The organism is Burkholderia dolosa (assembly GCF_902499135.1).
In the GTDB taxonomy this organism is placed as follows: Bacteria; Pseudomonadota; Gammaproteobacteria; order Burkholderiales; family Burkholderiaceae; genus Burkholderia; species Burkholderia dolosa.
The window spans coordinates 13,330-36,983 of the sequence record NZ_CABVPR010000059.1 but is presented as its reverse complement, the minus strand read 5'-3'; the positions used below and the strand labels follow the sequence as shown (position 1 = coordinate 36,983).

Below are 23,654 nucleotides of genomic sequence, written 5' to 3'. Positions count from 1 at the left end.
GGTGCCGGCAACGGCCGCTCGTCGGGCGCGACCGGTTCCGGCGGCGGCGGCGCGGGCGGCACGGGCAGCGCCGGTTCCAGCGGTTATTGACGACGACGGCGCGTCGGCGATGCCGGCGCGCCGTAACGGCAGCGGCTGCGCGGCCCGCGCGCGGCCACCACGCAGGAGGACATCATGCATTCGAACTCCCGGACCTGGCTCGAGGACGACGACACGGACAGCGATGTCGATACCGACGATCTCGATACGACGGTTCACCTCGACGTCGCGACAGGCAGGATCACCTTTCATGCGGCGTGGGCCACCGCGGCCGATGCGCCGCCGGACAGCGCGCGGCATTCGGTCGTGCTCGCGCTCGACTGCGACACGATGGAGCGCTACGCGGACCTCGACGACGGCGCGCGGATGCGCGTGCACGCGCTGCTGCACGAGACGGTGCAGCAGATGCTCGAGCGGCTGCCGGACCTCGACGAGGACCAGACGCTGACCGTCGAGCTGACCGACGCGATGCTCGACGCGGCCCGACATCTGCAGTGAGCGCGTACGCCGGCGGCTTACACGTGCGTTGAAATCTTTCCAATCCGCGTGCGCAGCGCGTGCCGCCCATGCAGGGCGCGAACCCGCGACCCGCGATGCCGCGACGCCGGCCGCGCGGCCGCGTCGGCACGCGGATTGCGCACGGACCCCGCGGCACATCGGGTGCCGCATCACGATGGAGGTAATTCATGAGCGGCAAGCTGGACCATTGCAAGGTGGCGATCCTCGCGGTCGACGGTTTCGAGGAAGCGGAACTCGTCGAGCCGCAGCGCGCGCTGGCCGACGCCGGCGCGCAGGTCGACGTGATTTCGCTGAAGCCCGGCGAGATCCAGGGATTCAGGCACGTCGACAAGGGCCAGCGCGTGAAGGTCGATCGTACGTTCGACGACGCGCGCGAAGGCGACTACGACGCGGTCGTGTTGCCGGGCGGCGTCATCAACGGCGACGCGATCCGGATGATTCCGGCCGCGCGCGAGTTCGTGACGGCGGCCGTCGGTGGCGGCAAGCCGATCGCCGCGATCTGCCACGGCGGATGGCTGCTGGTATCGGCGGGCCTCGTCGAAGGGCGCACGATGACGAGCTGGCCGAGCCTGCAGGACGACATCCGCAATGCGGGCGGCAAGTGGGTCGACGAGCCCGTCGTGCGCGACGGCAAGCTGATCACGAGCCGCAAGCCGGACGATCTGCCGGCGTTCAACGGCGCGCTGGTCGAATGCCTTGCCGCGCGGCACGCGTAACGCGATGGCGACCGAATCCGTACGCCGCGTGACGCTCGCCGACGCGCCGCCGCAGTTCGACGGCGCGGCGCTGCAGCTGCGCTTTTTCGTCGACGTCGACGGTCGGCGTGAAAGCTGCGCGATCACCGTCGAAGCGCTCGAGGATCATTTCGGCGCGCGTTCTCCACTCGAAGCCGACTTGCGCGACGCATTCGAGCGCGGGCGCGCGCGCATCGAAGCCGCGTGCGCGGACGTGATGGCCGACGGGCAGGGCGCGGTCGTGCTCCATAGCGGCTACTTCCGCGCGCAGGGCAGCGCCGCCGCCGAAGCGGTGAAGGCCGGACTGGCGCGCCGACGCGACGCCTGAGCGCCGCGCGCGATTCGTCAGACGCTTCGCCGCGCGGCGAAGGGCCGGCACGCGCCGTTACACGCCGTTGAAAACTTTGCAGCGGCGCTCGCGCGCACTGCGGGGGCGGATCGCGCTGCGTCGGCAGCGTGGGGCTCGGTTGCGCTGTGCTGCCTGGCATGGTCCATGCATGTCTATCCGTTCGCGGCGTACCGTTCGCCGCGCGTCGTCGCGATGCCGTCGCTGCATCGCGCGATATCGTCAACGGGGAGACGAGCATGCTGACCGCCCATGAACTTGCCGCATTGTTCCTGGTGCACCGCGCACCGGAGCAGATTCAGATCGATCGCGACGACGTCGTCGCGCTGGTCGAGCAACGCCTGATCGAGATGCGCGCCGACGCGTCGGGCGCGCGCCGGCCTGCGCTGACGCCCGACGGGCTGACGATCCTGCAGTGCGTGCAACGCCACGACGGCCGCGGGTTCGTCGGCACCGACGCGTGACGCGTCGCCGACGAGCCGGTCGCGCCGGCGCGGCGCTTATCGCCTGTCGCGCTCATCGCGCGATCGCGACCGACGCATTGACCTGCACGACCGGCGGCTCGCCGTCGAACGGCGGCGCATACAGGAAGCGGTCGATCACGCCCGGCTCGAACAGCAGGCAGTACGTCGATCCGCCGTACTGGAAATAGCCGATTTCATCGCCCTTGTCGACGCGTTGACCGGGCACGACCTCGATCACGCACGACGACACGTCGCCCATCCCGACGAACACCGCGGCCACGGTGCCGATCCCCGGATCGTCGCTCGAGATCGCGACGATCGCGCGGGCGGCCACCGCCGTCATGTAGCCTTGCGAATCGTTGAGGCCCGATGGATCGACGCCTTCCGCATCGGCAACCGAGTAGTACGTGCCGTCGACGCGATACGCATGCGTGACGACGCCGCGCACCGGCGCGTGCCACCGGTGGTAGTTGTACGCGGTCAGATACGCCTGGTACAGATCGCCGCCGACGAAGCGCTCCGCGAGCGACATCCGCCCCGGCGTGAAGATGTCGCGCAGCGAATACGGCTGCTGCTTGATCCAGAACTTGTCGCGCAGCTTCACGTTGGTTTCCGCGTTGTACGGCGACGCCTCGCATGCGCTGACGATCACGTGCGGATCGTCCGGCGCCGCGACCGGCCGCATGCCCGCACGAAAGCGCCGCGTGAAGAAGTCGTTCCACGAGTCGAAGCCCCAGTGCGGCTGATCTTCGCGATACTCGAACTGCGACATCCCGATCCGCTTGCGCGCTTCCTCGCAGAACCAGCCGTTCGGCGGCGACGTGTCGAGGTGCGCGCGCGAGTGCGGCCCGCCGAGGAATTCGCACCATACGTTGAGCACGCGCTTCAGATGCGCGTTGACCGCCGCGTCGCGGAACACCGCGCGGCCCGACGGCATGCACATCGGCCAGTCGAGGAACGCGTTCAGCGGGCAGACGATCAGGCTCGATTCGCTGAACGGCGGCGTGTACGTCATCAGATGGTCGATCACCGCCATCAGCTCGCCGATCGATGTGTAGCCGAGCTGGCGGCCGGACGCGAGCGCCTCGTCGATCGCGCGCGCGAGGCCCATGTGCAGCACCGCGTTGTCGTCGAACAGCCGCGCGAGTTCCTGCACGGCCGGCGTGCGCAGCCGTTCGCCGGCATGCGCGCGCGCTTCGGCCGCGATTTTTTCGCGGAACGCGGCCATGTGCGACTCCTCGCTGGTCATCCACCCGCCGAGACGGCGGCGGGTGGCGGACGGCGTGTTCTGTTCGTTCGACATTCTTGCCTCCGGGACTCGATTCGATACGTAGCCATAGCAAGACGCTTGCCCGCACGCGGAACCGGAATTGCTGCGACGGCTCGACAGGTTTTCGACGACTCAGGAAGGAGGGAGCAACGATGAATGCAAACGTAATGGCGAACGAACGGCGGACGAACGACACGGCTTCGAGCGACGAGCGGCGCGGCAGCGCGCAGCGCACGGTCGCACCGACGCGCGTGCGGATCCGCGCGGCGACGTCGCGCGATGGACGCCGTACGCCGGATCGAGCCGGCAGGACGACGGCCGCGCCGCGGCGCGGCAACGGGCACGACGGCGAGCCGATGTGGGAAGACGACAGCGGCACGATGCCGCCGGAGGAATGGTCGTGAGGATGTGACGGTCGGTGCGCGTCGGCTCTTGTCGGCGGCAGGTCGGCCTAGGCAGCGTTGCCGGTGAGATCGATGCGCATATCGACAAGTCCTTGCCACGCTCGGATGATCAGCCGCACGCGTGGCTCTCGGCGCGGCCTTCGGATAGAGCGGAAAGTCTTGGAGCCGCCAGGACGACAGTTGCATCGGCTCAGCGCGTTGCGGGTCGCAAAGGAAGTGGCGCGTGGTCGCTACGCCGACGGCGGCGGCCTTCTTTACATGCAAATCGCGAATAGCGGTGCGTGCTCGTGGGTCTTTCGATTCAAACTTGACGGGCGCATGCGTGAAGTGGGACTCGGACCGCTTTCGCGAGTCTCGCTCGGCGAAGCACGAAAACTAGCCGCAGGGTACCGTGAGATAGTTAGGGAGCAGACTGATCCTATTCTCGCGCGGCGCGAGCAACGGCGTCGGCAACTGCTTGATGTGTCCGTAGACGCCAGTGTGACTTTCCGCGAAGCCGCCGAAGTGTTCATCCGCGCGCGCGAGCCGGAGTGGCGAAATCGAAAGCATGTTCAGCAATGGGATAACACGCTGAGTCGCCCGTTGTCGAACATGGCGATGCTGACTCTGTTGAGACGCATGTCGCGTCACGTTATTGAGTCGCAGACGGTAGCCGCTTACCGGCGGCGCGGTCAGCTTGAGCGCCGACGACTTATGATGGACGACTGGGTGGCCTGAGACGTTTCTTGTGGCCATTGGTCAAGTGAGTTCTCTTTTATCCTAGAGGCAAGGAGAACTCGATGAAGAAGCGATTTACCGACGAGCAGGTCATCCGGATCTTGCGCGAGGCCGAGAGCCGGGATAAGCCGGTGAAGGATCTATGTAAGCGGCACAACATTTCGGAACAGACGTTCTATCGTTGGCGCAGCAAGTTCGGCGGCATGGACGTGGCGGACGCGCGCCGGCTCAAGGAACTGGAATCGGAGAACGATCGGCTCGAGCGCCTGATCGCCGAGCAGATGCTGGTAAGCGACGGCCTGAAGGAGTTCAGCCGAAAAAAATGACCACCCCGACGGGCCGGCGCGAGGCGCTGGAAGTCCTGACTCGGCGGGGGCTCTCGCAACGCAAGGCATGTCGCTACTTGGGATTGAGCCGCCCAGTGGCGACCTATACGCTCAAGCAACCGGAGAAGGATCGGAGTATGGGCGAGAGGCTGATGGCGGCCGCGCAAGAGGTGCCGCGCTTCGGCTATCGCCGGATGTCGGCCTGGCTGGCGTTGAGCGAATCGCGCGTGCGGCGAATGTGGCGGGCCCTGCAGCTCAACATTGCGCGCCGACGTCCTCGCCGACGTCGTTGCGGCGACGACATACGCCTGCCCGGTGCCACACAGCCCAATTCGGTCTGCAGCTATGACTTCGTGCACGATCAACTGGTGGATGGCCGGGCGTTGAAGATGCTATGCGTGATCGATGAATACACCCGCGAATGCTTGGCGATCGAGGTTGGCGCCAGCCTGCGGTCGCAGGACGTGATCTTGACGCTATCGCGACTCATGCGGCTGTACGGCAAGCCCCCGTTTGTTCGGTCGGACAACGGCGCAGAATTTACCGCTGCCAAGGTCATGCGCTGGCTGCGGGACGCTGCAATCGGTCCGGCCTTCATTGCGCCTGGCAGTCCATGGCAAAACGGATTCGTCGAAAACTTCAACGGCAAACTGCGAGACGAATTGCTAAACCGCGAATGGTTCCCGCAGCCGCGCCGAGGCCAAGGTGCTGATCGAACGCTGGCGGCAGTTCTATAACGAGCGCCGGCCTCACAGCGCTCATCGCTACCAACCTCCGGCCACGATCCGTCGAGCGTGGCTGGATTCCGATAATATCGACGCGAGACTCACTGCCTGATTGGTCACAGAATTCCGCCGCAGGTCACAAGATCGGAGGTGCACCGCTCGACGTGATGAAAGATATCAAGGACGCGCTAGTGCGTGCACGTGAGACGGGCACCACGCTGACCGAGTTCCGGAAGGGCTTCGGTGCAATCGTCGAGCGCTCGGGTTGGTCATAGTCGACTGCTAAATCGGTATTACGTCACCTGTGACGACGCACTTCCACGCTGCGCAGGATTTGGCGCAGCCGGTACAGTAACGTATTCCCCGGATAGTCGGCGGCCACTGGCATGCCGAGAAGGCGGTCGGAGACGCACCCCTCGCGGCGAAACGGCTGGAGTACGAGTTCCGATATGCCGCGATCGGCCAACGCTCGAGCCATACCTATCAGATCGCCATCGTCGAGCAGCGCAGGATGAATCGTGGTTCTGCATTCGAACGTAACGCTGCTCGCGAGAATGAGATCCAGCGAGCGTTGTGCTGCCATGCCGCTGCCGGTGATCTGCGTGATACGGTCGTATTGGGCGAATGGCGCCTTGACGTCGAAACCGATCCACTCGATCAACGGCAGGCATTGCGACAGGCGATCGGGATACGCACCGCCCGTGTGAAGGGCGATGGAGAAGCCAAGCGCTCTGGCCTGCGCCATCATGCCCGGGAGATGCCGTTCTACGAGCGGCTCGCCCCCGCAAAACACGACAGCGTCGAGCAGTCCCGCGCGGGTGCCAAGCCATGCCAAGATAGCGTCCCATTTGGCCGGATCGGCGCATCGGTTTCGCATGCGTAGATGCGGGTTGTGACAATAGTGGCAATGCCACGGACATCCTGACACGAACACGACGCATGCCAGTCGACCAGGGTAGTCGCATGATGAAAACGGAACGACGCCACCGAGCTTCGGCGCGTGCGATCGGCCGGTGTCCATTGTCAGCGCGGCTCCACGAAGAACACCCGTTCGGCAAATTCCCCCTGTTTGCCGATGTTGAAGGACGACACCGGACGGTGATAGCCCATCACACGCGTCCAGATTTCGCAGCGGGTGCGTTCGTGATCGGGCAGCGATGTGGCCTGTACACGTTCGGCGGGTTGTTGAGTCGTGTCGGGACGAGCGAGCATGTGTGTAATCCTCCAGAGTGGTTGCGTGAGCGAATCGTTGCGTGACGCCGTCAGCGGAGCCGGCAATCGTCGCCGGGTCGATGGGCGCCCGACGACGCGAGTTTTTCGGCCAGCAGTTCCGCGTCGCACTTCGGGCAGAATTCGTGCTTGCCGCTCAGGTAGCCATGCCTCGGGCAGATCGAAAACGTTGGCGACACGGTAATGTAAGGCACGCGAAAGCGGGTCAACGCGCGCCGCACGAGCGTCCGGCACGCGTCGACCGACGAGACGGCTTCGTTCATGTACAGATGGAGGACCGTGCCGCCGGTGTATCGCGCCTGCAGCGATTCCTGGCGGGAAAGGGCGTCGAACGGATCGTCCGTGAAGCCGACCGGCAACTGCGTGGAGTTCGTGTAGTACGGTTTCTCGCGCGTGCCAGCATGAACGATGTCCGGATAGCGGCGCAGGTCCTCCTTCGCGAATCGATACGTTGCGCCTTCGGCCGGTGTCGCTTCGAGGTTGTACAGGTGTCCTGTTTCTTCCTGGAAGCGCGCGATCCTGTCGCGAACCTGGTCGAGCAGACGCTCGGCCAGTCGGTGGCCGGCCTCCGTCGTGATATCGTCGCGATCGCCGGTGAAGTTGCGGATCATCTCGTTGACGCCGTTCAGGCCCAGCGTGCTGAAGTGATTGTGGAGCGTGCCGAGATAGCGACGCGTATACGGATACAGCCCGGCGTCGATCAGGCGTTGAACCAGGTTCCGCTTGATCTCCAGGCTTTGCCGCCCGAGTTCCAGCAGTGCGTCGATGCGTGAAAACAGCCGCGCTTCGTCGTGACAGCACTCGTAGCCGACGCGCGCGCAATTCAGCGTGACGACTCCGATGCTGCCGGTCTGCTCGGCGGATCCGAACAAACCGTTGCCTCGTCTGTAGAGTTCGCGCATGTCCAGCCGCAGTCGGCAGCACATGGAACGCACATCGTGCGGTCGCAGTTCGCTGTTGACGAAGTTCTGGAAGTACGGCACTCCGTATCGTGCGGTCAATTCGAACAGCAGCGTCGCATTCGGATGATCCCAGTCGAAGTTCGCGGTAATGTTGTAAGTGGGGATCGGGAACGTGAACACGCGGCCGTTCGCGTCGCCGGCCGTCATCACCTCCAGATACGCTCGATTGATCATCGCCATTTCATTCTCCAGGTCACCGTAGGCGAACGGCATCTCACGGCCGCCGACGTACGGAACCTGATCGCGGAGGTCATCGGGGCAGATCCAGTCGAACGTCAGATTCGTGAACGGCGTTTGTGTGCCCCAGCGACTGGGTACGTTGAGGTTGTAGACCAGTTCCTGAATGCATTGCTTGGTCTGCGCGAAATCGAGCCGGTCGGCGCGGACGAACGGCGCCATGTAGGTATCGAACGATGAAAATGCCTGTGCGCCGGCCCATTCATTCTGTAGCGTACCGAGGAAGTTCACAATCTGACCGATCGCCGAGGACAGGTGCCTGGGTGGAGCGGATTCCACCTTTCCCGGCACTCCGTTGAAGCCTTCATGCAAAAGCTGCCGTAGCGACCAGCCTGCGCAGTACCCGCACAGCATGTCCAGATCGTGAATATGAAGCGAACCCGAGCGGTGCGCGTTGCTGATCTCTGGCGGGTATATGCAGTCGAGCCAGTAGTTGGCCACGACTTTTCCGCTCGTATTCAAAATCAAGCCGCCGAGACTCCAGTCCTGATTCGCGTTCGCATTGACTCGCCAGTCCGAGCGATTCAGATACTCGTCGATCGTGGTGGCGACGTCGATCGCGACGCGCCGTTCGGCCACAGCCGCGTCGTCGCGCGGTACGAGATAAGGTCGCACCGTTTCGATGCAATCGTTGGCAAGCAGCTCTTGCTCGAAAAAGGCACGGGTCCTTGAAGAATCCGTACCGGCAAGCGCTGCTTGCGCCAGACTTGACGCTACCTGCGCTGCGAGTGCCGCTGCTTCATCGTCGTCGAATTCGCGCGTAGCGCGAGCCGCCGCTGCGATCGCGCGTGTCAGCCCGGCGAGATCGAAAGGCATCCCGCGACCGTCGCGCTTGCATACATGGGAGGGCTCGGTCGGCATCGTCATTGGTCAATATCTGGTGTTGAGAATCGGTGAATCCAACTATATGTTGCGTGGACGAATGTCGAAAGCCGGAACGAACGGCGGAGTTGTCCAACGTCATCCGGCTCGAAGAAATGCGGCAGCCATGTCGCCTCGGGCACGGCGCTTTTCGATACAGAAAGCGGCGATCGACATGCCGCGACAAGCCCCGTGTCACGCGATACATTGATCTTTCGCTTGCCGAAGGCGGTGTCGTCGGATTCGATCGATAGGCTGATTGAGGACAATCAACCTGATACGCGACGCGTAAGCGATTTCGGGCGGGAAGATGCGAAAGTAGTGGCGATGACGCGTCGCATTGAGCGTCGGTCCGATTTGCGTCCAAGATGCCCGTGACGCATTTTGCGTAATTCACGTGAAGGCGGCGATGGCCGATAGGGCATCGCGACCGATATCGGATTCCGAACGGCGAACCCTGGACTTTCTCAAGCGGGAACGTGAAGTTGCGATGGTGTGCGCCGAAGCGCACCGGCGAGCCCCACCGAGCTTGATCCGATGTCGTCGACAAACGTGGGTTCGCTTCGGGAAACGCGCTTCAACTGCGATGCAAACCAATTTCCATCGAAACGATGGCTGATCGATTGAATGCCGGAGGCTGATCATGAGTGTATGCGTGTACTGGGGTGACGATGCGTTCACGGCTTCTTGCGGTGACGTTACGGATATGTGCGTCGGCGATGGGCGACGCATTTCGATGCACGAAATCGCGCTGCTCATCCTTCGCACGATGAACGGGGCGAATGCCGGTCGCGTAGACGGAGCAAGCGCGCTGCGGCAGGACCGGGCGATGGATGCGGTGCGAGCGTTGGAGGACGCGCAGATGCGCGTGCTTGTCGCGCGCTGCTCGCGATCCGAGACCCGTGTCACTGTGGCAGTCCGTGCTGCCGAGGCTGGCGGCCGAATGCCGCTCATCGTGACGCAGTCTCATGGCTATCGATGCATGTCGCGGAGAAGCTGACGGTCGTATTGCCTGTCGATCGCTTTCGCATTGCAGTGATATCTCGACACTTCGGCGAAGAGATTCAGAGCGACGATGTGGCGAACAAGTTGGGCATACCGCTGCTCGTTTCGCAGCGCCATACGACGCTGATCGTCGACTACCTGATGGAGCTCGAGAGAGCGGCATGGTCGTCGCTATATCACCGACTCGCCGATTCCGGATTGCGGGTATCCGAGAAGGAACGCGCGTAAAGCGGCCCGCCTTGGCCGACTTGTTCAGTTGCGGCCGAACGGTGCAAGATGTCGGGTCGAAATAAGGTCGATGCACGTCGATTTTGCGAACGAATTCGGGAAGAAGACGATGGGCTCCGCGAAGTGCCGAGCGGCATCGCGGGCCCTCAAACGTGGCGACGGAGGACGTGATCGTGGTGCGTTGGACGCGCGTAGGCGTCGGTTGTCAACCGTAACGTCGAGATGGATGACGACAAGAACGGCTTCGCGGTTTCTTGCGGTCGCAATCGAAATGCATGCGACGCGCGCGACTCCGACGACAGTCGCGGCCGCTCAATCATGCTTGAAGCCGGCACCGGTGCGGGCGCGCCGAAAAATGCTGCGCAATTCATGACGATACCGTGCAACGATCAACGGCGACGTCGATGACGCGCCGAGATTCCAGATCGGTGTATCTATGAGTCTCTTCTCAAAGTCGTCGAGTAATCGGGCTCCACGCGGATGAGAAAGGGCGGCAATGAATAACGCAGCGGCGAGCGCCACTGCGTGTGCGAGTTCTGTGCCGATATCGTGTGTTGACTGTACTGTCATGGGGGCTTGGACAGTATGTAGACGGGTGGTCGATTCGATGGAGAAACGGCCGCACGAAAATGCCGGAACGACAACCGGTTCGGTAACGGGCTTATCGGTAAGCCAGGGACGTCTGCCGGAAGCGACGGTATCGCGGCGCGGCTCAGACGACACGCCGCCATCGCGACGGGTTTCGGATCGGCCGTCCGGACTGCTCGATCACGCGCAAGGGGCGGCCGCATCGAGCAAACGTCGATTCGTGGCTTTCCATGTGCGCGTCGAATCGTTGCGGTATCGGAAGACTGGGTGCGATCCGGAGGCGCGGGCCGACGGATAGCGACCGGAGCGCGACCGTAGCGCTCCGTGATTCGAGGTCAGAACACGTGGCGCATGCCGGCCGTGACGGCGACTTGCTTGTTGCTGGACGACGCCGAGCCGACGCCGATGATGTCCGCGCCGAGATCGAGGCCGTTGGCGTTGACCTTCTGGAATTCTCCCTGCACGTACAGCTCGGTCCGCTGCGACAATGCATAGGCCGCTTGCACGTTGAACTGGTTCCAGCTCGGGTTTTGTCCGGCGAGGTGACCGTCGGTATAGGTATAGGAGCCGGCCAGCGAAATTGCGGGCGTCACCGCATAGCGCGCGTTGACTTCATAGTTGTTGAAGCGCGTAGTGCCCGACAGACCGGTAATACCACCGGCAACGCCCGACTGGCCCGCACTGATTGCGCGGCTGTCGTTCAGGCTGGTTTGCGTAAACACGAATCCGGCAGTCGCGGGACCGTAAGTGTAGTTCAGGCCGGTGCCCCATACGCGTTGACGGCCGGCCGCGAAGGTCCAGTCACCCGCAACTGCACCCGCGTCGGTCGCGTCGAGCGACAGCGCGTTCACGTCGTTGTTGACCTGAAGATACGCGGCAGCCGCATGGAGACCCTGGTAACTGTAAGACACGCCGACACTGTACGCTCGGTTGTTCGAGAAGCTCGTCGAGTTCGAAAACGCATAGAGTGCGCCAAGTTTCAGGCCGTTGTAGTCGACGCTCTGATACTTGACCGCGTTGCTGATACGGAACGAGTCGTTCAAGTTGTCGTTATCGAACGGGTGGGCAAACTGTGTCCCGCCATACTGGCCGCCCGTCAGCGAAAGCGGCCCGAGGTAATCGACGACGCTATCGTACTGCCTGCCGACGGTGAGCGATCCGTACTCGTTATGCGACAGGCCGACGAACGCCTGACGGCCGAATATGCGGCCGTTTTGCCCAGTACTGCCGTTATTGATATTGAAGCCGCTCTCCAAGACAAACAGCGCTTTCATTCCGTCGCCGAGATCCTCGGCACCGCGGAGTCCCCATCTGCCTCCATTGTCCGCTCCGCTCGACTGCTGCCAAGCACTGTGGCCATGCTGGTTGTTCGTATATGTGACGCCTGCGTCGATCAAGCCATAGAGCGTTACGCTGCTCTGCGCATGGGCGACTGTGACGACGCCGCTGCACAGCGCGGTGATGATCAGAGTTTTTTTCATTGACTAGCCTCCGGGCAGGGTAATGAACACGGATTTGCAGCCGTCGCCGTGAGAGCGCCATAAGTGGCGACGGCGCGAGCCGCACGTTTCGTCGGACGAGTGAGACGATTTAGTTTAAGAAGCACCACCGACTGAGATCATGACCAGGCGCAACAGATATCGATCTTCCAATCATGTTTCATCGATAGGGTCTGTCGAGTGGTCGGGAGCATTTTCACGTGCGTGCACGGATATCGGCTCATCGTGCATGTGGCCCAGGTATCGATGCGCTGGTATTGCGAACGGAAACGGGAACGGGCGGCAGCAACGCATGCGTTCCTGCCCGAACGGCATCGTGCGATCGCGCGACCGGGTGGAGAAAACGGCGCATGTGCTGCAGACGATGTGCGGACTCCGTTTCCGATTCGCCGGCCAGCAATGAACCTGCGACGTAAACGAATACGGCCACCGTCACGGCAATGATGATCTGTGTTTGGATTGAATTTTTTCGGATACGCATGGTGTGGGTTCCCGTCAGTGCAAGAACGGTTGCTGGACGACACGGTCAGCGGCGGCCGCATGGCGCGCGCGACGGACGACGTAGCGACAGGGTGTCCGCCCGGCCGTCGCGCGCGAACCGGCCGCGCAGCGGCGCGCATGCCGCATTGCGAGCCATCGCTTACTTCGCGATGGCCTTTTCCTGCTGACGGCCGGTCTCCATGTTGAACTGCTCGACATATTCGTCGACGAGCTTGCGCACCGCTCGGCCGATCTTCCGATAATCGGACTCGTTCAAGTTCGCGAGGGAGACGCGCCCGGACGGATGCGGTGTTCCGAAGCCGCGTCCCGGCAGCAGCACGACATGAGCTTCCCGCGCCAGGCGAAACAGCAGTTCGGACGGTTCGACCCGCTTCAGCAGCCAGTCGACGAACTCGCGTCCGAATGCGCGCTCCCCGAGGAACTCGAGATCCAGAATCGTGTAGTAGTCGACCTTGTTGGGATCGGCGTCGTCGTACGAGATGCCGATGTCCTCGTACAGCGCGCGTTTGCGGCCGCGAATCAGCCGCTTTACGGCCTTTTTGTACGCATCGGGTGTGTCCATCAACGCAAAGAGCGAGAACAAAACCATCTGAACCTGCTGCGGCGTACTGAGGCCCGCAGTGTGATTCAGCGCGACGGTGCGGCTATCGGCGACCAGACGATCGATGAATTTGAGCGAGTCGGGATCCATGGAAATCGATTCATAGCGCTTGCGCAGCTCGTGTTTCTGCTCTTCGGGCAACTCGGCAATCCGTTCGTCGAGCACGTTGTCGTGATGCATGGCAATCGCACCCAGCCGCCAGCCGGTGGCGCCGAAGTACTTCGAATACGAGTAGACGAGGATCGTATTGCGCGGCGCAAGGGCGAACAGCGACAGGAAGTTGTCGGCGAACGTGCCGTAGACGTCGTCCGTGAGCAGGATGAGGTCAGGGCGTTCCTGCACGAGATCGGCGAGATGAGCGAGGCTTTCGTCGTCGAGCCGGACCGACGGCGGATTGCTTGGATTGACGAGAAAGAACGCCTTGATCTTCGGATTCCGCAGCTTGTCGAGCTCTCTCTTCGAGTATTGCCAATTGCTTTCGACGGTCGCGTTCACGTGCACGATATCGAGCTGATAGTCGTTGAGTTTCGGAATCTCGATATACGGCGTGAAGATCGGCATGCCGAGCGCAATTGTGTCGCCGGGCTTGATCAGATGATTCTCGCGCATCGTATTGAAGATGTACGTCATCGCCGCGGTGCCGCCTTCCGTGGCGAACACGTTGAATTTGCCGACGAACGGATACTTGCCGATCATCTCCTGCCGCAGATACTGACCAACGATGGTCTCCGACTGCTTTAGCATTCGGTCCGGAACCGGATAGTTCGCGCCGAGGATGCCTTCGCACATCTCGTAGAGGAAGTCCGTCGCCGACAGTCCGAGTTGGTCACGGACGTACGACAGCGCACGGCGCAGAAAATCGATGCCCTTCGTTCCTTCGCGTTCGTGAAGAAACTGGTCGAACCGCTCGACGAGTCCCTCCCGCTCGGGAAAACCGCCGAGCCCTTCGGGAAGGTAGGCGAGCGTGCGTTCCGACTCGCGCATCGCGAATAGTCCGAGTTGCCAGAAGCCATGACGCGGCATGGTGGCCAGGAAGTTCGGGTTGCCGCGGCCGGCGTTCAGCATTGCCGTATCGATCGGACGGACAGGGATGCTGCCGCAGGCCGCCTTGATCAATTCGTCTTTCAGTTCGAACGGACTGAGTGCCGCGAGTTCGTCGTGCTGGTTCAGCGCTTTCATTTGCGTTCTCCGTTAGGAAAATGCAGCCCACGGGGCTGCGTATGTGGTGATGTGCAACTTGGACGGAAGGCATCAGACGAGGCCGACGACGAGCGGGCCGAGCAACGTCAGCAAAACATTGGCAAGCGCATAGGTAATCGCGAACGGCACGGTCGGGACCGAGCTTTCCGCCCGGTCGAGTACGCCGCCGAATGCAGGATTCGCACTGCGGGATCCGGCCAAAGCACCGGCGAGCACTGCCGCGTTGTTGTAGCGAAGCACGTAGCGGCCGAACAGCATTGTCAGCAGCATCGGGACGAGCGTGACGACGATCCCGAGCAGGAAGATCGTGACGCCGCTCTGCTTGATCGTGACGACCGCCTGCAGCCCGGAGTCGAGACCCACTACGGTGACGAATCCGGCGAGCCCGAAATCCTTCAGCAGTTGCGATGCCGGTTGCGGCATCACCCCGTACGACGGACGCTTCGCGCGCATCCAGCCGAATACGAGTCCGGCGAGCAGACAGCCGCCTCCGGAACCGAGCGTCAGCGGAATGCCAGAGACGCGTACGACCACGAGGCCGATCAGAAGGCCGATAACGATCCCAATGCTCATGTAGACGAAGTCAGTCTTGAGTGTGTACGGCAGTTCCTTGCCCGCTGCGGCAGCCGCCCGCTTCGTGTCGCTCGGCGAGCCGTAGAACGTGATGATGTCGCCGTGCTGCAGCTCCGTATCGGCGAGCAGCGGAAGCGGATGATTCGCGCGCGTCGCGCTTTCGACGTAGACGCCGTGGCGAACGTCGCGATCGATGCGCCCGCGTACTTCGCCGAGCGTCGTGCGCTCCATGTCGCGGCGCGAGAACACCGCCTGGCGCGTCTGCATCACGAGACCGATGCCTTCGCATGCGGGCAGTTCGGGGCCCATGGTCTTTGCTGCCGCGATCATCCCTTCGCGGTGGCCGATCAGCACCACGATGTCGTTGGTCTTCAGCACCACGTCGGGGGACGGCGCGATAGCTTGCCCGTCGCGGCGAATGGACTCGATCGTCACGAGATCGTGATGAGCAAGCTCGATATCGTTGACTGTCTGACCGGCAGCGCCTTCGACGCAAAACGCGCGGCTTACCAGATCGGGGAGTGCAGGAAGCTGGCCGGGGCCGAATGCCGGTTGTCCGCCGGACAGTTCGCGTTCGACGTCGAGCGACGCGTCCTTGAGATCGCGTCCCATGAATTTCGGCAGGATGTTCACGCAGACGATAATTGCGCCGACTGCTCCAAACACGTAAGTGACGGCGTACGCGATCGCGACATCGGCCTGAAGCGCCTTGACGTGATCGGGGGGCAAGCCGAGGCGGGCGATGGTGTCACCGGCGGTGCCGATCACGGCCGACTGCGTCAGTGCGCCGCCGGCGAGGCCAGCGGCTAGCCCCTTGTTGAGATGAAAGAGCTTCGCGCAGATCAGTACGGTGATCAGCGCCGAGATCGCGAGAAACAGCGCCATCGCGATCTCTTTCAGGGTCTTTCTGTTCAGCGAGTGGAAAAAGTCCGGTCCGGACTCGTAGCCGACCGCATAGATGAAGACCGCGAACAGGACTGCCTTGACGCCGTTGTCCACATTCACGCCGATCTGGCTGATCACGACTGCGGCGATCAGCGATCCGCCGACACCGCCCAACTGAAACTTGCCGAACTTGATTTGGCCGATGTAGTAACCGATTGCGAGAGACGCGAAAAAGGCGATCTCCGGCGATTCCTGAAAGACGTGATGTATCCAGTTCATTTTTTCCTCGATATCAAGGGAGTGATGGGCGGGCTGTCAACCGACCCTTGCTGCCAGTGCGACCATCACGGGCCCCGCCAGCGGCAGAAGGACGTTCGATATCGCGTAGGTGATCGTGTAGCCGATCAGGGCCGCCGAATTGCCCGCGATGCCGATGAGGGTGCTGATCGCCGGCGTGCTGCATTGCTGTCCGGCAATGCCGCCACGCTGCATCGGTGCTTCGAGTTTCAGCACCGTCGTGCCGATCCACAGCGAAAGCACGCCCGGAACGAGCACCATCAGAACGCCCGCGATGGGCAGCGCAACGCCGTAAGATCGGACGAGATGCAGCGCGTCCGGCCCTGCGGACATGCCGGTCTCGGCGACGAACGCAGCGAGCCCGAAGTCCTTCAGAAACTCCGCGGCGGCCGAAGGCAACTGGCCGACAGCCGATGGCGCGTGCGGAGCCAACCGAACAGCAGCCCGGACAGCAGGCAGCCGCCGCCGGTACCGACAGAGATCGACATGGTGCCGGCGTGAACGGCGATGTGGCCGAGCGCCATGCCGGCCAACACCCCGAGTGCCAGCAGCCGATGTCGGTGCGGTGCGTCGCGAGGACGACGTTGCCCAGATGTTTCGCGTGATGCTCGATCGCGTACGGCGATCCGGTGACTGTCAGCAGGTCGCCGCAACGCAATACCGTTTCGACGTGGACGGGAATGCTCGCCCCGTTGCGCGACAGGCTTACGACAAGCAGACCGCGCGCGACTTTCGACGGCACGAGCGCATACAGATCCAGCAACGCGAATCCGTCCAGATCACGTCGCACCACCACGTCGGTGCGCTTCGCCGTCAGCATGCCGAACGCGTCTTTGCCGTCGATCTCGTCTCCAATGCACGGTAGCGCGGCGACAACGGCATCGCGTCGCCCCGTGATCAGCGCAACGTCGCCGCGCTGAAGCGTAAGGTCGGGATCTGCGTCGATACGTTCTCCGGAGCGCAGAACGTGCTCGATGGCCAATCCGCCGCGAAATCGTTGTTCGATGCGGTCGATCGAACAGAGGGCGCCTGCGCCGCCGGTGACGGCGCGGCCGACGACGGGCGGAAGCCCCGCCGGTTCGTGCTCGCTTATCTCGTTTGAACCGACCAACTTGTTCCAGACGCGGCCAGCTTCCGGTTTCAGATCGATGCGGAGCAGAAGCGGCGCAAGCTGGTTGGTGAACAGGACGATCGTCACCAGGCCGAACAGATAGCAGATGCTGTATGCGGTCGCGATATTCGCCTGAAGCCGGCTGACGTCTGCGGCGGCGAGGCCGAGCTTGGAAACTGCGTCGGATGCCGTTCCGATGACTGCGGATTCGGCCGCTGCGCCGGCAAACAATCCCGCTGCAGTGCCGGGGTCGAGACGGAGCATGATGACCGCGCAGGAGGCGACGATCACGGCCGAGACCACCTCGATCAGCGACAGTACGCTGTAACGCCAGCCGCGCCCGATACTCGTGAAGAACTGCGGTCCGCCGGCGAAGCCAAGCGCGAAGAGGAACAGTGAAAACGCGATGTTGCGCAGATCCGGGTCGACACGGACACCGGTCTGCCCAATCGCCAACGCGGCGATCAATGTGCCGCACACATTGCCTGGCGAAATGGGACCGATGCGGACGCGGCCGATCAGATAGCCCATGGCAATGCACGCGAACAGCGAAATTTCCGTCTGGCGACCGAGCGCGAATTCAATCATGGTGGACCTCGATCGTCGATTGTGTGCCCATCATGTGCGATGCGACGACGGCGTTCGATGCATCCGTACGAAAACCGATCGGCTCCCGAATGCCCGCAATACGGCCGAGGGCGCCGGACGCATCTCGCGCGTGAGCGGATTGTGGGTGCAGACTGCTTCTGCACGCGCAACGGTTTCCCGCCGAAATGGCTTTTCGGTGTCGGTCCTCGGCGTTTCTGCGGGTTTTTCCCGGACATGCGTATCGGTTCGAGGCCGGCTTCACGCACGACATGTCGTCGGCCGACGAAGCGGACGTTCTCGATTGCTGAACTCGCGTGAACGGCATTGCGAACTGCTGAGACGAGTGTCGCCGGTACGCGCAGCGGACCCGTTTCGCCGGCCCCGACATCGCAATCGATCGATATGTCGACATGAATCGACCGAAATCAGGCATGGTCGTTATATATAAATAGTTGATGTAGATAAACTATAAGGTCTACAGACCGGAGCGCTGAATTTAACGAGAAAATCCGTGACGGAAATCAATCTTGGCGTGAAATGAAAGCGGATCGAAAGAAGCGAGCGAATTGGGCGGTGCATTCGCTGTGCGCGGATGCACGGTACGGCGACTTTGCGACTCCGTCGCATATAGAGCGCGCGAACGGTCGGAGCAGAAGCCTGACGCGACCGTCCGACGAACTGCGTGAATGCGTTCGATTTATATCGATCGATGCGTGATGAATGACAGTCGTGTTGCAGCTTGCGACGGATCAAGTAGCGCGTGACATCCGGCGATTAGGCTGGTCGAGAGCTGATGCCGACGCATGCGTTTTCATGAACGAAAGCGATCGTCGCGGGAATGCCGATCGTTCCGAGATGCATGTAGGGAGGGGCTTGGTCGGCACTCGACATTACGAACGGAATAAGGGGTGAGCGAATGAAAAAGCGTGCAGGAATAATTGGCGTCGTGCTGGTCGCATGTGCGATCGCCTCGTTCTGGATCGTCACATCGCCGGGATTCTGGCACACGGTAAAGCCGGTGCGCGATACGGTCGGATCGGATACGGTCGATCTGCGCAACGGCAGGACGTTGTTCCTTGCAGGCGACTGCGCGACGTGCCACGCATCGCGCGGCGGACATCAACAGACGTTGCTTGGAGGAGGCCGATCGCTGCGGACGGCGTTCGGGACGTTCCGCATGCCGAACATCTCGCCCGACGTACACGACGGCATCGGTTCGTGGACGCTGTCGCAGTTCATTACGGCGATGCGCGAGGGCGTGCTTCCCGACAAAGGGAATGCGTATCCGGCGTTTCCTTACACGTCTTACCAGCACATGAGCGCCAACGACCTGCGCGATCTGTTCGCCTATCTGAAGACATTGCCGGCGGTCAAAGGGCGGCAACCGGACCATGATCTGAGGTTTCCGTTCACGATTCGCCGCGGCATCGGTGTCTGGCGGCTCCTGTTTCTGTCCGGCACACCGTTGCCGGCTGAAAGCGGGAAGAGTGCCGCGTGGCTGCGTGGCCGCTATCTGGTCGAAGGGCCGGCGCATTGTGCCGAATGTCATTCGCCGCGGAACTTTATCGGTGCGATTCCGGGCGATAAACGCTTCTCCGGCGGACCGAATGCGGAAGGAACGGGCTACGTGCCGAACATCACGCCCGACGAGACGGGAATCGACTATTGGACAGTCGACGACATCGTCGCTTATCTGAAAAACGGCGTCACGCCGATCGGCATTCGCGCGGGTGGCGATATGAAGGAGGTCATCGAAAACACGTCGAAACTACCGGATGCGGACCGACTCGCGATCGCGACGTATATCAAGGCATTGCCCGCCATCAGTGCGCCGAATCCGGCTTTGCCGCCGCCCAATCATAGCGAGCAGGTGGTACTGCTGCAGAAGAATGCCGACTCGGCGTGCGCATCGAAGGTTGGTGTGCTTGCCGCGGCGCCGGCCGAACTGGCGCAGGCGGGCACGGCTTATGTGGTGTCGACCAAACGCGTCTATCTCGACAAACCGGTGAACGGAGCGGAGCCTCAGGAAGACGGGAAATTGCTGGCGGCGACCCAGCTGAGCATCGTCGCGCGGGACGGCGAGTGGCTAAAGGTTCGCGTGCACGGATGGCAACAGCAAGGGACCGAAAGCGTGCTTTACGCGCGGCGCGGTCAACGGATCATGGAGGCGGTGCTGTCGGACCAGGCAGCCGCGCGCATCGTGTCACGCGGATCCGAGCGCGATCCGGATACCGGACAAATCTGGAAGCAGGGCGAACTGACGGTATGGACGAGAAGCGATGGGCTCGGCACGAATCTCGGACAGATCTGGCGCTACAGCGACGACCTGATGGCCCATACGTGTACGGTTTGCCACGCACGTCCGGACAGCCGCGATTTCCTGGTCAATCAATGGATCGGCACGCTCGGGGCGATGCGGCACTTCACGTCGCTAGACGACGACCAGTACCGGTTGCTGCTGGCGTGGCTGCAGTACCACGCGAAGGACGCTGGTGCCGAAACCGGACAGGAGGCGCGATGACGGGCGAGGACCGCGAATTCCGCGCGATCGTTGCGGACTGGCTCGCGAATCTGCTGTCGCGACCGCTCGAGGCGGCCGCCGTTGCACGGTATCGTCATCCCGACGCCGTTGCGGTGTTGAATGCGCTTGCTGCCGAACTCGACTGCCGCGACGCACTCGTGGCGATGTGCGCCGCGCTCGACAGCGAGGCGTCCGCGGAAACCGTGGCGCTCGATCTGTCGGTGCTTTATACGCGCCTCTTCGATGGAGTGACCGGACATGTGGCGGTTCCGCTATACGAGAGCGCGTATACGGGAACGGGAGCGCGCCTGTTCGACGAGGCCGCGTGCGAGATGGCCGACCTGCTTGCGGCTATCGGTATGTGCGTCGGCAGCGGCTACCGTGAGGCACCGGATCACGTCTCGGTCGAACTGGCGCTGCTGGCCAGGCTACTCCGAAGCGGCGATATCGAAAACAGCGCGCGGATGGAGGCACGGCTGAGCCGCTGGATACCGCTGTTCGTCGCGGCCTGCAGCGGGGCGGATCCCGACGGTTTTTACGGAGGCGCCGCGACAATGCTTGGCAAGCTGTTCGGCGTGCCGCATGGCGCACGGAACGACACGAATGTCGAGAGCGCGCGAGCCGACGAACTGCGCGAGCCGCATGTCGATTACTCAATAAATAGAGGAAGTCACCATGTCCACGAAAGATGATTCGGTCCTGGAGACCGGCGTGTCGCGACGCGCGTTCATTAAGCGCACACTCGTGGCCGGCGCGCTGGGTGCGGCCGCTCGTTACGGATTGCTGGAGCAGCGCGCTACAGGCGCGTCGGTCGACGCCCGCGAGATTCTCACCGGGTCGCACTGGGGTGCATTCCGGGCGACCGTCAGGAACGGGATCGTTACCGGCGTCAAGCCTTGGGAAGGCGACCCGCATCCGTCGCACCAGCTTCCCGGCGTCATCGATTCGATCTATTCGCCGACGCGCATCCGTTATCCGATGGTGAGACGGGCGTGGCTCGAACACGGCCCGGGCGCCGACGTCGAAGGACGCGGGAAAGGCGATTTCGTTCGCGTAAGCTGGGACCGGGCGCTCGATCTTGTCGCGAAGGAGCTGAAGCGCGTGCGCGACAAGTACAGCGCAAGCGGCATCTATGCCGGCTCGTACGGTTGGCAAAGTCCTGGAAAGCTGCATCCCCCGCGTACGCTGCTTGCGCGCATGATGAACGTCAACGGCGGCTTCGTCGGATACAGCGGCGATTACTCGACCGGTGCGGCGCAGGTTATCTTGCCGTATGTGGTCGGGTCGATCGACGTTTACGAGCAGCCGACCGTGTGGCCCGTCGTGGTCGAGCATACGGAGCTGATGGTTTTCTGGGCTGCCAATCCCGTGTCGACGAACCAGATTGGCTGGCTGGTGCCCGACCACGCCGCGTATCCGGCGATGGAGGCGCTAAAGAAGAAGGGGACGAAGGTCATTTGCATCGATCCGTTTCGAAGCCAGACATGCGACTACTTCAACGCCGAATGGCTGGCACCGCGTCCGCAGACCGACGTCGCGATGATGCTCGGATTAGCGCATACACTTTACGCGGAAAAGCTTTACGACAAGGCGTTCATCGAGCGATATACGACGGGCTTCGATCGATTCGAACCCTACCTGACCGGCGCGGCCGATGGTGTACCGAAAGACGCCGACTGGGCCTCGCGAATCTGCGGCATTCAGGCCGGGACGATCCGTTCGCTTGCCCGCGAATTCGCGTCGAAGCGGACGATGCTGGCGGCAGGCTGGTCGATTCAGCGCCAGCATCACGGCGAGCAGGCACACTGGATGCTGGTGACACTCTCGAGCATGCTCGGACAAATCGGCTTGCCGGGCGGCGGATACGGATTTACTTACCACTATGCGAACGGCGGCAGTCCGTCCGCGACGAGCCCGGTGCTGCCCGGTATCGACGCCGGGACCGGCAAGTTCGAATTCAGCGGCGATGCCGCACGAAAGATACCGGTTTCGCGCGTGGTGGAGATGCTGAACAATCCCGGCAGGCCGTTCGATTTCAACGGGACACGCGCACGCTATCCGGACATCCATCTGGTGTACTGGGCCGGCGGCGATCCGTTCGTCCATCATCAGGACCGTAACGCGATGATCGAGGCATGGAGGAAGCTCGATACGTTCATCGTGCACGATTTCCAGTGGACGCCGACGGCACGCCACGCCGACATCGTGCTGCCGGCGACGACGTCATACGAGCGTAACGACATCGAGCAGATCGGCGATTATTCGAGCACGCACATTCTGGGGATGCACAAGGTCGTCGAACCGCTGTACGAATCGCGCAGCGACTACGACATTTTTGCAGCAATCTGCGGTCGACTCGGCACACGCAAGGCGTTTACCGAGGGCCGCGACGAGATGGAATGGGTCCGGGTGTTCTATGAAGCAGCGCGCGTCCAGGCACGCGGCATGTCGATGGAAATGCCGGTGTTCGACGTATTCTGGCGCAGCACCCAGCCGCTCGCGTTTCCGGTCGGCGATGACGCCAAGCGATACATTCGTCACAAGGCATTCCGCGACGACCCGCTGCTCAACGCGCTCGGCACTGCGTCCGGCAAGATCGAGATCTACAGTTCGACGATCGAGAAGATGAAGTACGAAGACTGCCCTCCGCATCCGACGTGGATGGAACCGATCGAGCGGCTCGACGGGCCGGGCGCGAAATATCCGCTTCACGTCGTAAGCCCGCATCCTCACAGCCGGCTGCACTCCCAGCTGTGCGGCACGGTGTTGCGCAGGCGCTATACGATCGGCGATCGTGAACCTTGCCTGATGAATCCGGCGGATGCGGCGGCGCGGGGAATTTCCGATGGGGACGTGATTCGCGTGTTCAATGAGCGCGGTCAGATTCTCGTCGGCGTCAAGGTGACCGACGCAATAAGGAAAGGCTGCATCCTCATCCATGAGGGCGGCTGGTTCGATCCGGCCTCGCCAGGGCGTGCCGGGAGCCTGTGCCGATATGGGGACGTGAACAATCTGACGGTCGGCGTCGGCACGTCTCGCCTGGCGCAGGCGAACTGCGGACACACGGCGATCGCGGACGCGGAAAAGTTCCGCGGCGATTTGCCGATGGTCGACGTGTTCGAACCGCCGAAGGGGGCCGCGTAGCGAGTCGCCGGTGCATCGCGGCAACGCGCACGACGGAACGGATGCACGGGGCGACTCGTGCCGCGCATCCGACTCGAGC

20 protein-coding genes and 2 pseudogenes are annotated in these 23,654 nt (G+C 62.6%); 11 read left to right on the top strand and 11 right to left on the bottom strand.

Annotated features, from left to right (window positions below):
* The first annotated feature begins 174 nt into the window (after positions 1-174).
* From BUB20358_RS22195 to BUB20358_RS22180, 4 genes are all read left to right on the top strand, one after another.
* Entirely contained in the window at positions 175-537 is a 363-nt protein-coding gene (locus BUB20358_RS22195) for a DUF3022 domain-containing protein (RefSeq protein WP_006767416.1), read from the top strand.
* A gap of 188 nt (positions 538-725) precedes the next feature.
* Positions 726-1,274 carry a type 1 glutamine amidotransferase domain-containing protein gene (locus tag BUB20358_RS22190; RefSeq protein WP_035975900.1) on the top strand — a complete coding sequence of 183 codons (549 nt, stop codon included), beginning with the start codon at positions 726-728 and terminating at the stop codon, positions 1,272-1,274.
* 4 nt (positions 1,275-1,278) lie between these two features.
* A complete protein-coding gene (locus tag BUB20358_RS22185; RefSeq protein WP_006767414.1) occupies positions 1,279-1,620 on the top strand; it encodes a DUF1488 family protein in 342 nt (113 codons plus the stop codon).
* Between the two features lie 257 nt (positions 1,621-1,877).
* The gene (locus BUB20358_RS22180) at positions 1,878-2,102 is read left to right on the top strand and encodes a hypothetical protein (RefSeq protein ID WP_035976235.1); all 225 of its coding nucleotides are present in this window, start codon (positions 1,878-1,880) and stop codon (positions 2,100-2,102) included.
* Between the two features lie 52 nt (positions 2,103-2,154).
* Here BUB20358_RS22180 and BUB20358_RS22175 read toward each other — a convergent pair whose 3' ends face one another.
* Positions 2,155-3,405, bottom strand: coding sequence for a phosphatidylserine decarboxylase family protein (locus BUB20358_RS22175; protein WP_006767412.1), 1,251 nt, complete (start codon positions 3,403-3,405; stop codon positions 2,155-2,157).
* Between the two features lie 119 nt (positions 3,406-3,524).
* On the opposite strand from BUB20358_RS22175, the gene BUB20358_RS22170 reads away from it, so the two are divergent.
* The 3 genes and pseudogenes from BUB20358_RS22170 (at position 3,525) to BUB20358_RS22160 (ending at position 5,656) form a co-directional block, all read left to right on the top strand.
* Positions 3,525-3,776, top strand: a complete 252-nt coding sequence (locus BUB20358_RS22170; RefSeq protein WP_035975897.1) for a hypothetical protein — start codon at positions 3,525-3,527, stop codon at positions 3,774-3,776.
* A gap of 180 nt (positions 3,777-3,956) precedes the next feature.
* Positions 3,957-4,493 carry an Arm DNA-binding domain-containing protein gene (locus tag BUB20358_RS22165; RefSeq protein WP_223297001.1) on the top strand — a complete coding sequence of 179 codons (537 nt, stop codon included), beginning with the start codon at positions 3,957-3,959 and terminating at the stop codon, positions 4,491-4,493.
* Between the two features lie 62 nt (positions 4,494-4,555).
* Positions 4,556-5,656 (top strand): annotated as a pseudogene (locus BUB20358_RS22160) (IS3 family transposase).
* Between the two features lie 186 nt (positions 5,657-5,842).
* Here BUB20358_RS22160 and BUB20358_RS22155 read toward each other — a convergent pair.
* From BUB20358_RS22155 to BUB20358_RS22140, 4 genes are all read right to left on the bottom strand, one after another.
* Positions 5,843-6,565: an anaerobic ribonucleoside-triphosphate reductase activating protein gene (locus BUB20358_RS22155; protein WP_006767409.1), complete on the bottom strand. Its 723-nt coding sequence runs from the start codon at positions 6,563-6,565 to the stop codon at positions 5,843-5,845.
* A 2-nt stretch (positions 6,566-6,567) separates the two neighbouring features.
* Positions 6,568-6,756, bottom strand: coding sequence for an anaerobic ribonucleoside-triphosphate reductase (gene nrdD / locus BUB20358_RS22150; protein WP_045552342.1), 189 nt, complete (start codon positions 6,754-6,756; stop codon positions 6,568-6,570).
* Positions 6,757-6,806: 50 nt separating this feature from the next.
* Complete coding sequence (locus BUB20358_RS22145) at positions 6,807-8,840, bottom strand: ribonucleoside triphosphate reductase (RefSeq protein WP_006767408.1); 2,034 nt, start codon at positions 8,838-8,840, stop codon at positions 6,807-6,809.
* A gap of 571 nt (positions 8,841-9,411) precedes the next feature.
* The gene (locus tag BUB20358_RS22140) at positions 9,412-9,804 is read right to left on the bottom strand and encodes a hypothetical protein (RefSeq protein ID WP_123806768.1); all 393 of its coding nucleotides are present in this window, start codon (positions 9,802-9,804) and stop codon (positions 9,412-9,414) included.
* A 107-nt stretch (positions 9,805-9,911) separates the two neighbouring features.
* Between BUB20358_RS22140 and BUB20358_RS22135 the strand changes: the two genes are divergently transcribed.
* Positions 9,912-10,067 (top strand): hypothetical protein, encoded by a 156-nt coding sequence (locus BUB20358_RS22135; protein WP_158380458.1) that lies wholly within the window; start codon positions 9,912-9,914, stop codon positions 10,065-10,067.
* Positions 10,068-10,379: 312 nt separating this feature from the next.
* Here BUB20358_RS22135 and BUB20358_RS22130 read toward each other — a convergent pair whose 3' ends face one another.
* The 6 genes and pseudogenes from BUB20358_RS22130 to BUB20358_RS28475 all read right to left on the bottom strand — a co-directional run.
* Complete coding sequence (locus BUB20358_RS22130; protein ID WP_123806769.1) at positions 10,380-10,637, bottom strand: hypothetical protein; 258 nt, start codon at positions 10,635-10,637, stop codon at positions 10,380-10,382.
* A 353-nt stretch (positions 10,638-10,990) separates the two neighbouring features.
* Positions 10,991-12,136 carry a porin gene (locus BUB20358_RS22125; protein WP_006767407.1) on the bottom strand — a complete coding sequence of 382 codons (1,146 nt, stop codon included), beginning with the start codon at positions 12,134-12,136 and terminating at the stop codon, positions 10,991-10,993.
* A gap of 658 nt (positions 12,137-12,794) precedes the next feature.
* Complete coding sequence (locus BUB20358_RS22120) at positions 12,795-14,435, bottom strand: bifunctional aspartate transaminase/aspartate 4-decarboxylase (protein WP_006767406.1); 1,641 nt, start codon at positions 14,433-14,435, stop codon at positions 12,795-12,797.
* Positions 14,436-14,507: 72 nt separating this feature from the next.
* Positions 14,508-16,193, bottom strand: coding sequence for an aspartate-alanine antiporter (gene aspT, locus BUB20358_RS22115; protein ID WP_006767405.1), 1,686 nt, complete (start codon positions 16,191-16,193; stop codon positions 14,508-14,510).
* 36 nt (positions 16,194-16,229) lie between these two features.
* A complete protein-coding gene (locus tag BUB20358_RS28490; protein WP_254593973.1) occupies positions 16,230-16,610 on the bottom strand; it encodes an aspartate-alanine antiporter-like transporter in 381 nt (126 codons plus the stop codon).
* An 835-nt stretch (positions 16,611-17,445) separates the two neighbouring features.
* Positions 17,446-17,853 (bottom strand): annotated as a pseudogene (locus BUB20358_RS28475) (aspartate-alanine antiporter-like transporter); the annotation flags it as partial.
* Between the two features lie 973 nt (positions 17,854-18,826).
* On the opposite strand from BUB20358_RS28475, the gene BUB20358_RS22105 reads away from it, so the two are divergent.
* The 3 genes from BUB20358_RS22105 to torA are packed head-to-tail and all read left to right on the top strand — an operon-like array spanning position 18,827 to position 23,575.
* On the top strand, positions 18,827-20,431 hold the full coding sequence (locus BUB20358_RS22105; protein WP_035975890.1) for a c-type cytochrome: 1,605 nt from the start codon (positions 18,827-18,829) through the stop codon (positions 20,429-20,431).
* On the top strand, positions 20,428-21,123 hold the full coding sequence (locus BUB20358_RS22100; protein WP_045552341.1) for a TorD/DmsD family molecular chaperone: 696 nt from the start codon (positions 20,428-20,430) through the stop codon (positions 21,121-21,123). Before BUB20358_RS22105 ends, BUB20358_RS22100 begins: the two co-directional genes overlap by 4 nt.
* Positions 21,107-23,575, top strand: a complete 2,469-nt coding sequence (torA, locus tag BUB20358_RS22095; protein ID WP_006767401.1) for a trimethylamine-N-oxide reductase TorA — start codon at positions 21,107-21,109, stop codon at positions 23,573-23,575. Before BUB20358_RS22100 ends, torA begins: the two co-directional genes overlap by 17 nt.
* Positions 23,576-23,654 lie beyond the last annotated feature (79 nt).